Below are 14081 nucleotides of genomic sequence, written 5' to 3'. Positions count from 1 at the left end.
CGAACCTGGCAGGCTGTAGCGCATGCGCTGGACTCGGGCCGCCGTGCTGGCCTCGACACTCTCGATCATGATCGCCGGATGCGGTGCGGGCCCCTCCGATCGCCCCGGTGTCGCCGTCGAGCGCGCGCCCGCCGTCGGGGGGCCCGCCGCCACGTCGACCCCGCCACCGCCGCCCAAGGCCGAGCTGCCCAAGACCGACCTGAGCTGGCGGGAGTGCACGGCGCCGACGCTCGACCTGCTCGGGCTCGGCCCCGCGCCCGCAGGCCTGGTCCTGGAGTGCGCGGAGTTCTCGACACCGATCGACGGGACGGGCTCGGTGCTCGGCACCTTCCGTGCGGGCGCGATGCGGGCCCGTCTGCCGCAGACCCCGGCCGACGCCGCCCCGCTGGTGCTCACCTCCGGAGCGGATCGGTCCTCCTCGGCCACCCTGGCCGGGCTGGCCGTCGGACCGGCGAGCGGTCTGCTGACCACGCGTCCGATCGTCGCGGTGGACCGCCGGGGCCTCGGCACCTCACAACCGATCGACTGCCTGCCGGCCGACGTGCGGCGCGGCCTCGCCGACAACGCTCAATTCGCGCCGGGCGCAACCGATCCCGCCGAGGCGGTGACCGGGTTCAGCCAGGACGCCACCATCGCGTGCCGCGACTTCCTGCACCCCTACGAGGGCACCTTCGACGCTCCGCACGCTGCCGACGACATCGAACAGCTCCGCAAGCAGTGGCAGGTCGAACACATCGACCTGCTCGGCAGCGGCAACGGCGCCAAAGTGGCGCTGAGCTTCGCCCGCAGGTACGGCGACCACCTGGCACGGCTGGTCCTCGACTCCCCCGAAGCCGTCGGCGCCGACGCGACCACCAGGGCCGAACAGCAGGTCCAGGGCGCGGAGGCGGCGCTGACCGCCTTCGCGCAGCGCTGCACCGGAATCAACTGTTCGCTCGGCGCGGACCCACGCGCGGCGATCACCGATCTGGTGAAACGCGCGAGCACCAGAGGTCTCGGCGATGTCTCCGCGAACGCGCTGCTGACCGCGGTGACCGGTTTCCTCGGCGGACCGCGCGCCGACCAGGCCAGCCGCATCGCCGAACTCGCCGACGCGCTCTCGGCGGCCGGACGCGGCGACCGCGGTGCGCTCGGCAACCTCATCCTGCGGGAATCCGCCGCCACCGCGAGCGACGGGCAATTCGTGAACCGCTGCACCGACAATCAGACGCCGCCGACCCCGAGCCGGGCCGCGGAACTCAGTGCCGAGTGGGGACAGAAGTATCCGGTCTTCGGCAAGGCCGCCGCGATCGCCATGATGGCGTGCGCCGCCTGGCCGGTCGCGGGTGCGCCACCGCTGCCCGCGAAGCTCGACCTGCCGGTTCTCGTTCTCGGCGGGATCGCGGATCCGGTCGTCGGCAGCAGTGGCCAGGCGTCGGTCACCGGCGCGCTCGGCGCAGCGGGCGCTCGCCACGCCTCGGTGACGTGGCAGGGCTGGGGCCATCCGGTCTTCACCCATTCCGGCTGTGCGCAACAGGCGCTGCTCGACTATCTGAAGGACGCGAAGTTGCCGAAGGATGGCACCGCGTGCCCCGCATGACCCCCTGATATCGGCGCGCCCGGCAGGTCCCCGCAACCGGCATGAGCAGATCCGGTGTACCGTGCCCCAGTGTTACTTCGACAGCTCGAGCCGCGCACCGCTCGTACCACCGCCGAAGCGATCAAGTTCGCACTCTGGCCCTTAGCGGTCATGACTGTGCTCAATCGGGTCTTCATCAAGGCTGTCAACGGGTTCATCACCGACGACTTCAAGCCGGTCTACAACGCGTCGCTGGCCTTCCTCAACGGCAACCCGGTGTACACCGCCAATTTCGACTCGGTAGACCCGCATTACCTGTATCCGCCGAGCGGAACCCTGTTGATCGCGCCGCTGGCCCTGGTCGATCCGGAAACGTCGCGCTGGTGCTTCATCCTGCTCAACGCCGTCGCCATCATCCTGGCCTGGTACCTGCTGCTGAAGCTGTTCAAGTTCACGCTGTCCTCGGTGGCGGCTCCGGTGCTGCTGTTCGCGATGTTCATCTCCGAAACAGTCATCAACACACTGGTTTTCACCAACGTCAACGGTTGTATCCTGCTGGCCGAAGTGGTTTTCCTGCATCTGCTGTTGCAGCGCCGAGACCTGTGGGCAGGCGTGATACTCGGCTTGAGCATCGCCGTGAAACCAACGCTGGCGCCGCTGATCCTGATCGCGGCCGCTCGCAGGCAGTGGAAGGTCTTCTACACCGCGATCGGCGTACCCGTCGCGCTGACCGCGATCGCCTGGCCACTGTCGAAGGACGCGGACAAATTCTTCACCCGGACCGCGCGCTACATCGTCGAGTCGCGGGATTACTTCAACAGCGCCATCGTCGGCAATGCGGCCTACTACGGCCTGCCGTTGTGGCTGACCTGGGGCATGCGCATCCTCATGGGCGTACTGGTCGCCATCACGCTGTGGCTGCTGTACCGCTACTACCGCGAGGACGAACTGTTCTTCGTGACGACCGCGTCCGGTGTGCTGATGACCGCGTCGTTCCTGCTGCCCTCGCTCGGGCAGATGTACTACTCCATGATGCTGTTCCCGTTGCTGATGTCGGTGGTGCTGCACAATTCGGTGCTGCGCAACTGGCCTGCCTGGCTAGCGGTGTTCGGGTTCATGTCCTATGACAAGTGGCTCTCGGACCGCTGGCAGGGCTTCGGGCGCAACCTGGAGTATCTGCGCATCACCTTCGGCTGGGGTCTGCTGCTCATCGTGATCTTCTGTGTACTCGGTGACCGTTATCTGGCGGCCAAGCGTGACGGTCGACTGCAATTCGGCATCGACCCGATCTGGATGCGGTCGGCGCCCGACTCCGGCGGCGACACGGCTGCCGCCGCGGCGCCGCAGAGTGCGAGCAAGACGGACTCCGAAGACACCGACGCCGAGGGCATCGAACGGTCCGGACTTCGGGAACCGCAGCCGAGCGCAGTCAAGTAGCGACACGGTTTACGGCACGTCAGCCGAAAACCTATTAGCGTGGAGCAATGAGTTCCGACGCTGACACGACCCTGCCCGCGCCTCGCATCCAGCTGACGCCGCAGGAGTGGAAGGCCAAGCTGAATCCCGAGGAGTACGCGGTGCTGCGGCAGGCCGCGACCGAACGCCCCTTCACCGGCGAGTACACCGACGCCAAGACCGAAGGCGTCTACGTGTGCCGTGCGTGCGGGGCCGAGTTGTTCCGTAGCACCGAGAAGTTCGACTCGCACTGCGGGTGGCCTTCATTCTTCGATCCGGCCGAGTCGGAGGCGGTCATCCTGCGCTCCGACGACACCCTCGGTATGCGACGGGTCGAAGTGCTGTGCGCCAATTGCCACAGCCACCTCGGCCACGTGTTCGAGGGCGAGGGGTACAACACGCCCACCGACAAGCGCTACTGCATCAACTCCATCGCACTGCAGCTGCACCCCTCGGACACCGCAGCGCAGTAGTCTTCGGCGCTCAGCGGAAGGATACATACGGATCCCCCGAAATATCGGGGGATCTGGTCCGTTGCGCGGCGTTGCTCAGTAATTGCAGTGTCGGCTGTCGAAGGGCAGGTCGGCGAACACACGGGACAGCGGGTAGACAAGGCCACTTGCGCGCTGTCCAGAGCCGCCGCCGAAGAATGCCGCTCCCCGCACGTCTGCCGAGCCCGACGGCGCGTCCGCCGAGGGCGGGTGGCTGATCCTGGATTCAGCTCTGCAGCGTGGAATTCTGCTGCCAGGAATACCGCGGCAGACCTCGGTCCGGACGTCGGCAGTATCGTCGCCACCGCACCGGCCGCACTGCCTCTCCCACCGGACCCTCGCCATCCTCTGGACTGCCGGCCCCCTGCACGGCACCGTAGTGGTGCGCGCGGCGGGGGCTGACCCGAATCACCGGAGGTCGAGACGGCATATCGGGTTCACGTCGACCCGATCGGGCCCGCCATCCACTGGAGGCCGCAGGCGGGGTCGCCGTCGAAGACTGCCCGGCTCAGGGCAGCGCGGCGATGAGCTTGTCCACCTCGACGCGCGGACCGGTATAGAACGGAACCTCTTCACGCACATGCAGGCGGGCCTCGGTGGCGCGCAGATCACGCATCAGATCCACGATGCGGTGCAGCTCCGGCGCCTCGAACGCGAGAATCCACTCGTAGTCGCCGAGGGCGAACGAGCTGACGGTGTTGGCGCGCACATCCGGGTAGCCACGGGCGGCTTTACCGTGATCGGCGAGCATCTTGCGCCGCTCGTCGTCGGGCAGCAGGTACCACTCGTAAGACCGCACGAACGGATAGACGCAGATGTAATTGCCCGGGTCTTCACCGGCAAGAAACGCCGGGACGTGGCTCTTGTTGAACTCGGCAGGCCGATGCAGCGCCACATTGCTCCACACCGGAGTACTCGCCCGGCCCAGCTCCGTGGTGCGACGGAAGTCCGCGTACGCGGCCTGCAGGTCCTCGACACGTTCGGCGTGCGTCCAGATCATGAAGTCGGCGTCGGCACGCATGCCCGCCACGTCGTAGATGCCGCGCACAACCACGTCACGATCGGCGAGCCCCTCGAAAAACGCCTGCGCATCGGCAATGGCCTTCGCTCGATCTTCGCCGAGCACACCCGGTTTCACCTGGAACACCGAGAACATCAGGTACCGGATGGTGGAGTTGAGGGCCTGGTAGTCGAGTCGCGCCATGCTTCCATCGTGCCACTCGCCCGAACGCGGGCGGCCCACGGGCCGATCGAAGCCACCGTGCCGAACGATCGCACGGCCTCGCCCCGATCGCCGATGGAACTCGCCATCGAAGCCCGCGTCGCATGCTGATATCACACGCCGAACCTTCGAACGATACGAACCGGTCGAAGCCGATCACACGCGCGGGCCGCGAAATCCGGCGCAGACATGGCCAGATCGAGGTGCCGCGCGTGGTTCGGAGAATGCCGGAGGTACAGCGTGTGGTCCGCCGACAATCCCGGTGGGCAACCGCCTATCACCGTGCGGCCGACACGGTGAAGGAGGCGCCGTTGAGCATGAACGAACGCGACGGCAGTCGCCCTACGCGGATCGAGACCGGGTAGGAAGCCCGGCTGCCGGACACGAACGCGGGCCGCGTCAGCTCCTCGCACGGCCCCAAGACCGAGCGGCAGAGGCTGGGTTCACCCTTGTCCACCCGCGATCCGGTGGGCAGCCGCCGTGCCCGAGGCCACACAGGCCGGGACGCCGACGCCGTGCAGATAGGCGCCCGCGACAGCGAGGCCGTCGAGATTTGCTACGGCCGACTCGATTTCGGCGACACGGTCGGTGTGGCCGGGGGCGTACTGGGCAAGGCCGCCCGGCCACCGTTGGACGAGCGCGCCGATCGGTTCGATGGTGGCGCCGGTGACGGTGGCGAGGTCTTCGGTGGCGGCGGCGATCAAGTCGGCGTCAGACCAGGACAGGGTGGAATCGTCGCCGAATTTGCCGAATGAGACACGCACGGCGGCAGTTTCGCGCTCCGCCAGGTGTGCCCATTTACGGCTGGACAGGGTAAACGCCTTGGCCCGCAACGATTCGCCGGTGGCGACAAGGATGCCGGAGTGCTGCGGAAGGGCCGTGTCGCGCGGAAGCGCCAGCGCGACAAGGGCAGAGGAGGACAGCTCGATGCCTGCCGCTGCGGCGGACGCGGCGGGCGCGAGGGTGCGCAGCAGGCGGGCGGTCACCGGCGCCGGGGTGGCGAGCACGACCGCGTCCACGGCACCCACCGGGTCGACGACCCAGCCGCGCACGCCGCGGGCCAGTCGAGTGGCCGGTGTCGCGGTGACGAACTTCGCGTCGGATCTGGCCGAGAGCGCTTCCAGCAGTACCTGATAGCCGTCGCGGATGCCGCCGAAGACGGGCGCGTCGGATGGCGGCGGCATGGCGGCGGCGACCGCGTGGGTCAGGCTCGGTGCGCCGTCGTCGAGTGCCGCGGCCAGCGTCGGCAGCGCCGCGCGTACACCGATCGAACGGGAGCTGCCTGCGTACACGCCGCCGAGCAGCGGGTCGACGCTGCGCTCGGCGACCTGCGCACCGAACCGGTCGGCGATCAGGCTGTAGACGTCGATATCGGCGTCGGGGTACCAGGCCATCGGCCTACCGGACTCCGCGTCGATCCGCGCGAGTGTGTCGGCGTCGACCAGCCCGCGCATCGACTCGGCGTCCGCGGGGATGCCCATCAGAGTGCGCTCCGGCATCGGATGCGCACTGCCCTCCGACCAGAGCAGCGGGCGCAGCCCCGCCGGAACGACCAGCTGCGGCTCCAATCCGAGTTCACGCACCAGTCCAGGCACCTCCGGCCGACGGCCGATGAAGGCCTCGGCCCCGAGATCCAAAGGCTCCCCGGCCAATTCACCGGTGTACAGAATGCCGCCCACTCGATCGGCCCGATCGATGACCACGATGTCGGCTCGCGGCCCGAGCAGTGTCCGCAACCGATACGCGGCAACCAATCCCGTGATTCCGCCGCCGACAACCGCGATTCTCATACCTTCGACCGTAACCTGCCCGCTATCGGCCGCTGGTGTCGCCACGGACAATCAGGTCTGCCTGCTCCCTGGTGCGATCGGCCGCGAAGTGCGCGTCCTCGGTCGCCATCCACTGCTGCCACAGCGACAGCGTGTGGGCGCCGTCCCGCTCTAGCCCACGGGACAACCGCACCTCCGGCGGTGTCTCGACCCACACCGCCAACGACAGCCGGTCGCGCACAGCGGCGCGTGCGGAGGAGACGCCTTCCAGCACGATCACGCCACCAGGAGTGACCTCGTGCCATTCGGCCAAGGCCCGATCGACCCAGTCGTAGCGCTGATACCGCCCCGGCCTGCCGCGCGCGATCGGTTCGAGCACCTGCTCCTCCAACCTCGGCCACCAGGCGAGCTGGTTGTTCTCCGCCGCGAAATCATCGGTGTGCACCACCTGCGCGCCGCACTCCGCGGCCAAAGACGCGGCGAGCGTGGACTTCCCGGCGCCGCCGCCCCCGTCCACCGCCACCAGACGCGTCGACCCGAGCCGCGGCTCATGCGCGAATATCCGCGCGGCAATCTCCTGTACCGACACATCCACAACGGTATGAACCCTCCGCTGATCAGCCCTGTTCCCGGTCTCTATGGCGGAACCACCAGGCGGCGCGCCGGTCGGCCGAGTAGCGATCGTCCCCGCTGTGCGCCACACTTCGCGGCTGTTCATGCGGACCCGACGCGAGCTGGTCGGGTTCGCCCAGGATTCACGCCGCGTGGTACCGCCGCCCATCGCGTGAGCAGCGGCCCGAACTCGCTCGATGAACCGCGGGCGGCCGGTCGAGGCTTACGAGCCGGCCACCGGGAGCTCAGAGCTCGTGGACCAGTTCGACCAAGGCAGTCAGTACGCCGGGGTCAGTGTCGGGCAGTACGCCATGGCCGAGGTTGAAGATGTGTCCGGCCGCGCCCATGGTGATCGCCTCGTCGGCTTCGCGGACGATCCGGCGCGTCTCGGCCTCGACGGCTGCCGGACCGGCGAACAGGACCGCGGGATCCAGGTTGCCCTGCAACGCTTTTCCCGGTCCGACGCGACGCACCGCTTCGGTCAGCGGTACCCGCCAGTCGACGCCCACGACGTCCGCGCCCGCCTCTCCCATCGCGCCGAGTAGCTCACCGGTCCCGACACCGAAATGGATGCGTGGCACGCCTGCGGCAGCCACCTCCGCGAACACCCGCTCGGAATGCGGCAGCACGAAGGTGCGGTAGTCGGCGAGTGAGAGCGCGCCCGCCCACGAGTCGAACAGCTGCACCGCGTCCACGCCCGCGGCCAGTTGAGCCTGCAGGAACGCGATGGTGATGTCGGTCAGTACGCCGAGCAGCTCGTGCCAGGTCTGCGGATCGGCGTGCATCATGGCCTTGGTGCGCTCGTGGTTCTTGCTCGGTCCACCCTCCACCAAGTACGAGGCGAGCGTGAACGGCGCGCCCGCGAACCCGATCAACGGCGTCTCGCCGAGCACGTCGGTCAACAGCCGCACGCCGTCGGTGACCGCGCCCACTTCTTCGGGTCGCAGCCGCGGCAGTGCCCGAACATCAGCGGTGGTGCGCACCGGCGACGCGATCACCGGACCCACACCGGGCACGATGTCGAGGTCGATGCCCGCGGCCTTCAATGGAACCACGATGTCGGAGAACAAGATCGCCGCATCCACGCCGTGCCTGCGGATCGGCTGCATGGTGATCTCGCACACCAGCTCCGGATCGAAGCAGGATTCGAGCATCCCGATGCCCTTGCGCAGTTCGCGATACTCGGGCAGCGACCGGCCGGCCTGACGCATGAACCACACCGGCCGACGGCTCGGTGCGGCGCCGGTGGCGGCGGCCAGGAACGGAGCATCGGTCAACCGGCGGCGGGTGTGAGTGTTCATCGCCTTCATCGTAAGCGGGCCGCCGCCCGGTCTTCGCTCGGCCGGGGCAGAGCCACTCCTGAGACGCTGTCCGGCACGCGACCGCGGCCGGCCGGGCAACGCTCGCGGCGAGCCGCGCCCGGCAGCCGTCCGGACTCGTCGTCACCCAGCCGCGCACGGCAGCGCAGAAACACCGCGTCCGACGGTGCAGAATGCGGCTTGGCGGCGCGCCTCCGACCGCGTCGGGCGGACTAGGTCTACCGTCGCTTCCGTGACACCGCTCGACTTCCGCGACGGAGCCGCACCGACCGAGGGACCCGATGAGCCAGCTCAATTTCGTGCCGCGGTCGAGGCGATGGCCACCGCTGCCGTGCACCCTCGGATCGAGCTGGCACCGATCCGACCGCCGCAACGCCTTGCCCCCTTTTCGTACGCGCTCGGCGCGGAAGTCAAACACCCCGAAACCTCTGTCGTGCCAGTCGATTCCGAGGGTGATGCATTCGGCAGGCTGATCCTGCTACACGATCCGGACGGCGACGACGCATGGCACGGCATCTTCCGCCTGGTCGCCTATATCCAGGCCGACATCGACGGCGCACTGGCCACTGATCCGCTGTTGCCGGAGGTCGCCTGGAGTTGGCTGGTGGACGCTCTCGAAACGCGCAACGAGCCGTTCACGGCCTTGGGCGGCACCGTCACCTCGACGAGTTCGGTGCGCTACGGCGACATCGCCGGGCCGCCGCGGGCGCACCAATTGGAGCTGCGCGCATCGTGGACGGCGGTCACCACTGACATGCGGCCACACGTGGAAGCGTTCTGCGAAGTGCTCGCCTACGCGGCCGGGCTGCCGCCCGCCGGTATCACCCATCTGCGGCCAGAGTCCTATACCAGCAACGACCACATCTAACCGCCCCGTAAAGTTCAGGTTTATGCCGGTAGCAGACGAGTCCGACCAGGGCAGCACAGCGGAAGACAACGCAGCGGAGCCGCTGCTGGTCCCCGCGGAGGGTGTTCCGCCGGTGCTAGCTACCGCACGCGAGATCGCCGACGCCGCTGCCCGCCTTGCCGAGGGCACCGGTCCGCTGGCCGTCGACGCCGAGCGTGCGTCCGGCTTCCGGTATTCGGCCCGCGCTTACCTGATCCAACTCCGCCGCGCCGGAGCGGGCAGCTTCCTCATCGACCCGATTCCGGTGACCGATGAGCTCGCACCCCTGGCCGAGGCGATCAACGACCTCGAATGGGTGCTGCATTCGGCGGATCAGGACCTGCCGGGTCTCGCCGAACTCGGTCTGCGCCCCGCGCGGCTGTTCGACACCGAATTAGGTGGCAGGCTGGCCGGTTTCGAACGCGTCGGGCTCGCGGCAATGGTCGAGAAACTGCTAGGCAGGGCGTTGCGCAAGGGCCATGGCGCGGCCGACTGGTCGACGAGGCCGCTGCCCGACGAGTGGCTGAACTACGCCGCGCTCGATGTCGAGCTGCTGCTGGAACTGCGTGACGAAGTCGCGAAAGCGCTCGACGAGCAGGGCAAGACAGATTGGGCCGCACAGGAATTCGAGCACGTTCGCAGCACCGAGCCCGGTGCGCCGAAGGCCGATCGGTGGCGGCGCACCTCCGGCATCCACCAACTGCGCCGCACCAGGCAGCTGGCGATCGTACGCGAACTGTGGAACACCAGGGACGGGTTGGCACGATCGCGCGATGTCGCGCCCGCGCGCATCCTGCCGGACTCGGCGATCGTTTCCGCCGCGACCACGGAGCCGCGCACCATCGCCCAACTGCGGGCGCTGCCGGTCTTCGGCGGGCCACGGCAGCGGCGGTACTCCCGGGAATGGCTCGGCGCCGTCGACCGCGGTCGGACACTGCCCGACAGTGAGCTGCCGCCGCTGACCCAGCCCTTCGACGGGCCGCCTCCGGTGAACCGGTGGGAACGCCGGGATGCCGCTGCAGCCGCCCGGCTGACCAGGGCGCGTGCCGAGATGGGTGAACTGTCCACCGAACACGCCATTCCGGTGGAGAACCTGCTGTCCCCCGACCTGGTGCGGCGACTGTGCTGGGACGGGCTGCCGGATTACGACCGTGTCCCGGATTCACCCGCCGACCTGGCGGCGGCCATCGACGGATTCCTCAAGTCGGGCGGGGCGCGGCCGTGGCAGCGGGAACTGGCGGTACCTCGGCTGACCGCGGCGCTGACTCCGGAAACGCGCGACGCTTAACGCCCGTTCCGGGACCTGTGCCGCACCATTCGCCTGCCGGGCGAGACGCAGCACAGGTCAGGAATTGGCGGTGACCGCGGCTTCGACGGTTTCCTTGAAGACCCGCAAACCTTCGTCCATGCCCACACCGAACGCGACCGCGAGTTCGTCGGGCAGCACATCGTGGATCCAGACGAATCGGCTGCCGTTGTCGTGCGGGAAGACCTGCATCGACGCATTGTTGTGCTGCGGGGTGACGCTGTCGCCGACGATGGAGTACACGAAACGGCGCTCCGCCTCGTCCAGCGCGATCAGACGCTCACGCAGCACCGTTCCGTTCACGAACGTGGCCACCCGAACTCCGGGACCATCGAGCCGACACTCGGTGACGTAACCGGGCGCCATGCGAATCGGGCCCTGGCCGAAGTCGCGGATGATCGCCCATACGTCATCGACGTGGGCCTCGACGACGATCTCCTTCTTGATCGATCCCATGGCGAACTCTCCTGTTTCTGTGCGGGCGTGAAGCCCCATAACTGGCGTTAGGTGAACGGTAGTTAGTTAACCTCCTATCGTCAATAGGTAGTTATTATGTAGTCATGCCCGCCAGAGCCGAGACCACGGCCGCCGATGACCTCACACCCGCCGCGATGCGTCGACTGGTGGAATTCGTCAACACCCGCCGCGCCGACGGCGACGCCATCGGCACCCCGGATCAGTTGGCCGCCTGGCTGCGCGACCACGCGCTACTGCCGCCAGACACTGCCGTCACCGCGCACGAACGCGACCGCGCCGCCCGCGTCCGAGAAGGACTGCGCGCCATGCTCGCTCAGAACAATGCCGGCCCCGTCAGCAGCCCACGACCCGACGGACTCGACCCCGCAGCACATGCCGAACTGTCAGCCATGACGGCAGAACTCCCCCTGACACTCGACGTCACCAGCACGCCACCGACCCTGGTCCCCGCCACCCACGGATCGGTCGATACCGCCCTAGCCACCCTGCTCGCCGACATCGCGACCGCCGTCGCCGCAGGCACCTGGTCGCGCCTCAAGACCTGCCGCGAACCAAGCTGCCGCTGGGCCTTCTACGACCACTCCCGCAACCGCGGTCGCACCTGGTGCTCGATGAACGTCTGCGGCAACCGCGTGAAAGTCCGCGCCTCCCATCGCCGCAACTCCGCGCGATAGCTTCCGAGCCCACTCCCGCAGGCACGAACCAGACAACCGCCCGGCACTCGACTCCCGACGAGGGGCACGGCTGCGGCAACCATCCTGAGTGGCACTCCTGATGACGTGCCACTCACCTCATGATGGGGACAACGCGCCCAGGCCGCCGCGGTCAGCGGGCGTCGAGCCAACCGGTGATGCGGCGGGCGATATCGGGAGCCGTCAGGCCCAATTCCTCGTGGATCTGGTTGCGCGAAGCATGGTCCAGGAAGTGTTGGGGGACACCGAGATCGCGGGTCGGGACGTCCAGGCCCGCGCCGCGGAGGCGGGCGGAGATGGTGGAGCCGATGCCGCCGTGCAGACCGCCGTCTTCGAGAGTGACCAGAAGGCGGTAGTTTTCGGCGAGCTTGACGATGGTGTCGGACACCGGGAGGACCCAGCGAGGATCGATGACGGTGATCGAAATACCCTCTGGCTGTAGCAGATCCGCTACCTGTAGGGCCAGCTCGGCGAAGGGGCCGACGGCGACGAGCAGGACGTCGCCACGCTGGGTCTGGGCGGAGCCGCCGTCCTGGTCGGGCAGGCGAAGGACGTCGACGCCCTCGAGACGTTCGACGGCCGAAATATCTTCGACGACGCTGCCCTTCGGGAAGCGGATGGCGGTCGGGCCGTCACTGATGGCCAGCGCCTCGGCGAGTTCCTCGCGCAGGGTGCCCGCATCGCGCGGGGCGGCCACACGGATGCCGGGGATGATGCCCAGTACCGAGAGGTCCCACATGCCGTTGTGGCTGGCGCCATCACTTCCGGTGATGCCTGCACGGTCGAGCACCACGGTGACCGGCTGCTTCAGCAGGGCGACATCCATCAGCAGCTGATCGAAGGCGCGGTTGAGGAAAGTGGAGTAGATGGCGACCACCGGGTGCATGCCGCCGAGCGCGAGACCCGCGGCGGAGGCCATGGCGTGCTGCTCGGCGATACCGACGTCGAACATCCGGTCCGGGAAACGCTCACCGAATGCGGAGAGGCCGGTCGGCCCCGGCATGGCCGCGGTGATGGCCACGATGTCATCGCGGCGTTCCGCGTGCGCGATCAACTCCTCGGAGAACACCGCTGTCCAGCCGCGAGCCTTGGCGCCGAGCGGCCGGCCCGTCAGCGGGTCGATCGGATCGCACGCATGCATCTGATCGGCTTCGTGGTTCTCGGCGTGTGAGTACCCACGGCCCTTCTGCGTCACCACATGGACGACGACCGGACCGCCGAAATCCTTCGCCCTGCGCAGGGCTGCTTCCAGCGCGACACCGTCGTGGCCGTCGACGGGGCCGACGTACTTGAGTCCTAGATCGCTGAACAGCTCCTGGGGGCTGACGGCGTCTTTGATCCCGGCCTTCACCGCGTGCACCATCGAGTACGCGGATTCGCCGACGCGCGGGATGCTCTTGAGGATCCGCTTGCCCGCATCCAGCGCGTGCTCGTAGGCAGGCTGGGTGCGCAGCGCGGTCAGCCGGTCGGCGAGGCCGCCGATGGTGGGCGCGTAGGAGCGGCCGTTGTCGTTGACCACCACGACCACCGGACGATCGGGAGCTGCGGCAATGTTGTTGAGCGCCTCCCAGCACATGCCGCCGGTGAGCGCGCCGTCACCGACGACCGCGACCACATGCCGATCTTGGCCCGTCAGCGCGAACGCTTTCGCGAGGCCATCGGCGTACGACAACGACGCCGAGGCGTGCGAGGACTCCACCCAGTCGTGCACGCTCTCGGCCCGGCTCGGGTAGCCGGACAGCCCACCCCGCGTGCGCAGCGCATCGAACTGACCCTTGCGGCCGGTCAGGATCTTGTGCACATAGGCCTGATGCCCGGTGTCGAAGATCAACGGATCGGCCGGCGAATCGAAGACCCTGTGCAGAGCGATGGTCAGTTCCACCACACCGAGATTGGGTCCGAGGTGACCACCGGTCGCCGCGACCTTCTCGACCAGGAACTCGCGAATCTCCGCCGCAAGCTCCCGCAGCTCGGCCACATTCAGCCGGCGCAGGTCTTCGGGCGCATCGACCCGGGAAAGCACTCCCACCTGAACTCGCTCCCTCCGGATAGTGCATCTGATCCGAACAGTCTACGGAGCCGCGGTGGCGCCCCCGCACGACGACAGCACCTCACCTGCCGACATGGCGCTGAAATGTGAGTCTCCACACGAATCGCCGGACGAAAAGCACCTGTCCGGAGAAACGAGCGTGGACGAACATCCCACCGCGGCGCGGCGTGGCGGCCGGAGAAAATCCATCCGAAGACACGCGCTCAGCGGACGAAGGATCGACCACGGCACATACGCTACCGCG

General features: G+C 68.1%; 13 protein-coding genes. 6 read left to right on the top strand and 7 right to left on the bottom strand.

The features are described 5' to 3' along the window. The first annotated feature begins 22 nt into the window (after positions 1-22). The 3 genes from ACFU4Z_RS21475 (at position 23) to msrB (ending at position 3486) form a co-directional block, all read left to right on the top strand. Entirely contained in the window at positions 23-1579 is a 1557-nt protein-coding gene (locus ACFU4Z_RS21475; RefSeq protein WP_379065612.1) for an alpha/beta hydrolase, read from the top strand. A 69-nt stretch (positions 1580-1648) separates the two neighbouring features. Next, the gene (locus ACFU4Z_RS21470) at positions 1649-2995 is read left to right on the top strand and encodes a glycosyltransferase family 87 protein (RefSeq protein ID WP_379065610.1); all 1347 of its coding nucleotides are present in this window, start codon (positions 1649-1651) and stop codon (positions 2993-2995) included. Between the two features lie 47 nt (positions 2996-3042). Next, positions 3043-3486 (top strand): peptide-methionine (R)-S-oxide reductase MsrB, encoded by a 444-nt coding sequence (msrB, locus tag ACFU4Z_RS21465; protein ID WP_379065608.1) that lies wholly within the window; start codon positions 3043-3045, stop codon positions 3484-3486. A gap of 526 nt (positions 3487-4012) precedes the next feature. Here the strand turns inward: msrB and hemQ are convergent. From hemQ to hemE, 5 genes are all read right to left on the bottom strand, one after another. Next, on the bottom strand, positions 4013-4708 hold the full coding sequence (gene hemQ, locus ACFU4Z_RS21460) for a hydrogen peroxide-dependent heme synthase (RefSeq protein WP_328403444.1): 696 nt from the start codon (positions 4706-4708) through the stop codon (positions 4013-4015). 295 nt (positions 4709-5003) lie between these two features. Next, a complete protein-coding gene (locus ACFU4Z_RS21455; protein WP_379065605.1) occupies positions 5004-5183 on the bottom strand; it encodes a hypothetical protein in 180 nt (59 codons plus the stop codon). Further along, positions 5170-6516 (bottom strand): protoporphyrinogen oxidase, encoded by a 1347-nt coding sequence (locus ACFU4Z_RS21450; RefSeq protein WP_379065603.1) that lies wholly within the window; start codon positions 6514-6516, stop codon positions 5170-5172. Before ACFU4Z_RS21450 ends, ACFU4Z_RS21455 begins: the two co-directional genes overlap by 14 nt. Before the next feature lie 22 nt (positions 6517-6538). Beyond that, the gene (locus ACFU4Z_RS21445; RefSeq protein ID WP_379065600.1) at positions 6539-7084 is read right to left on the bottom strand and encodes a uridine kinase; all 546 of its coding nucleotides are present in this window, start codon (positions 7082-7084) and stop codon (positions 6539-6541) included. A gap of 268 nt (positions 7085-7352) precedes the next feature. Then, positions 7353-8417 carry a uroporphyrinogen decarboxylase gene (hemE, locus tag ACFU4Z_RS21440; RefSeq protein WP_379065598.1) on the bottom strand — a complete coding sequence of 355 codons (1065 nt, stop codon included), beginning with the start codon at positions 8415-8417 and terminating at the stop codon, positions 7353-7355. A 325-nt stretch (positions 8418-8742) separates the two neighbouring features. Here hemE and ACFU4Z_RS21435 point away from each other — a divergent pair, with 325 nt between their 5' ends. Continuing rightward, a complete protein-coding gene (locus tag ACFU4Z_RS21435; protein WP_379065969.1) occupies positions 8743-9294 on the top strand; it encodes a DUF3000 domain-containing protein in 552 nt (183 codons plus the stop codon). A gap of 22 nt (positions 9295-9316) precedes the next feature. Further along, a complete protein-coding gene (locus ACFU4Z_RS21430; RefSeq protein ID WP_379065596.1) occupies positions 9317-10600 on the top strand; it encodes an HRDC domain-containing protein in 1284 nt (427 codons plus the stop codon). A 57-nt stretch (positions 10601-10657) separates the two neighbouring features. Here ACFU4Z_RS21430 and ACFU4Z_RS21425 read toward each other — a convergent pair whose 3' ends face one another. Continuing rightward, positions 10658-11074, bottom strand: a complete 417-nt coding sequence (locus tag ACFU4Z_RS21425) for an SRPBCC family protein (protein WP_379065594.1) — start codon at positions 11072-11074, stop codon at positions 10658-10660. Between the two features lie 104 nt (positions 11075-11178). On the opposite strand from ACFU4Z_RS21425, the gene ACFU4Z_RS21420 reads away from it, so the two are divergent. After that, on the top strand, positions 11179-11769 hold the full coding sequence (locus ACFU4Z_RS21420; RefSeq protein ID WP_379065592.1) for a CGNR zinc finger domain-containing protein: 591 nt from the start codon (positions 11179-11181) through the stop codon (positions 11767-11769). Between the two features lie 151 nt (positions 11770-11920). On the opposite strand, the gene dxs is transcribed toward ACFU4Z_RS21420, so the two are convergent. Then, positions 11921-13816, bottom strand: a complete 1896-nt coding sequence (gene dxs / locus ACFU4Z_RS21415) for a 1-deoxy-D-xylulose-5-phosphate synthase (protein WP_379065590.1) — start codon at positions 13814-13816, stop codon at positions 11921-11923. Between the last annotated feature and the right edge of the window lie 265 nt (positions 13817-14081).

The organism is Nocardia sp. NPDC057440 (assembly GCF_042802915.1).
Lineage (GTDB): Bacteria > Actinomycetota > Actinomycetes > Mycobacteriales > Mycobacteriaceae > Nocardia.
The sequence above is the reverse complement of the archived record's forward strand: the minus strand, read 5'-3'. Positions and strand labels throughout refer to the sequence as shown.

What these genes read in the sequence shown, in the direction of transcription:
- hemE (WP_379065598.1), bottom strand. Translation starts at nt 8,417, where the DNA reads ATGAAGGCGATGAACACTCACACCCGCCGCCGGTTGACCGATGCTCCG.
- ACFU4Z_RS21475 (WP_379065612.1), top strand. Translation starts at nt 23, where the DNA reads ATGCGCTGGACTCGGGCCGCCGTGCTGGCCTCGACACTCTCGATCATG.
- msrB (WP_379065608.1), top strand. Translation starts at nt 3,043, where the DNA reads ATGAGTTCCGACGCTGACACGACCCTGCCCGCGCCTCGCATCCAGCTG.
- ACFU4Z_RS21420 (WP_379065592.1), top strand. Translation starts at nt 11,179, where the DNA reads ATGCCCGCCAGAGCCGAGACCACGGCCGCCGATGACCTCACACCCGCC.
- ACFU4Z_RS21425 (WP_379065594.1), bottom strand. Translation starts at nt 11,074, where the DNA reads ATGGGATCGATCAAGAAGGAGATCGTCGTCGAGGCCCACGTCGATGAC.
- ACFU4Z_RS21430 (WP_379065596.1), top strand. Translation starts at nt 9,317, where the DNA reads ATGCCGGTAGCAGACGAGTCCGACCAGGGCAGCACAGCGGAAGACAAC.
- hemQ (WP_328403444.1), bottom strand. Translation starts at nt 4,708, where the DNA reads ATGGCGCGACTCGACTACCAGGCCCTCAACTCCACCATCCGGTACCTG.
- ACFU4Z_RS21435 (WP_379065969.1), top strand. Translation starts at nt 8,743, where the DNA reads ATGGCCACCGCTGCCGTGCACCCTCGGATCGAGCTGGCACCGATCCGA.
- ACFU4Z_RS21450 (WP_379065603.1), bottom strand. Translation starts at nt 6,516, where the DNA reads ATGAGAATCGCGGTTGTCGGCGGCGGAATCACGGGATTGGTTGCCGCG.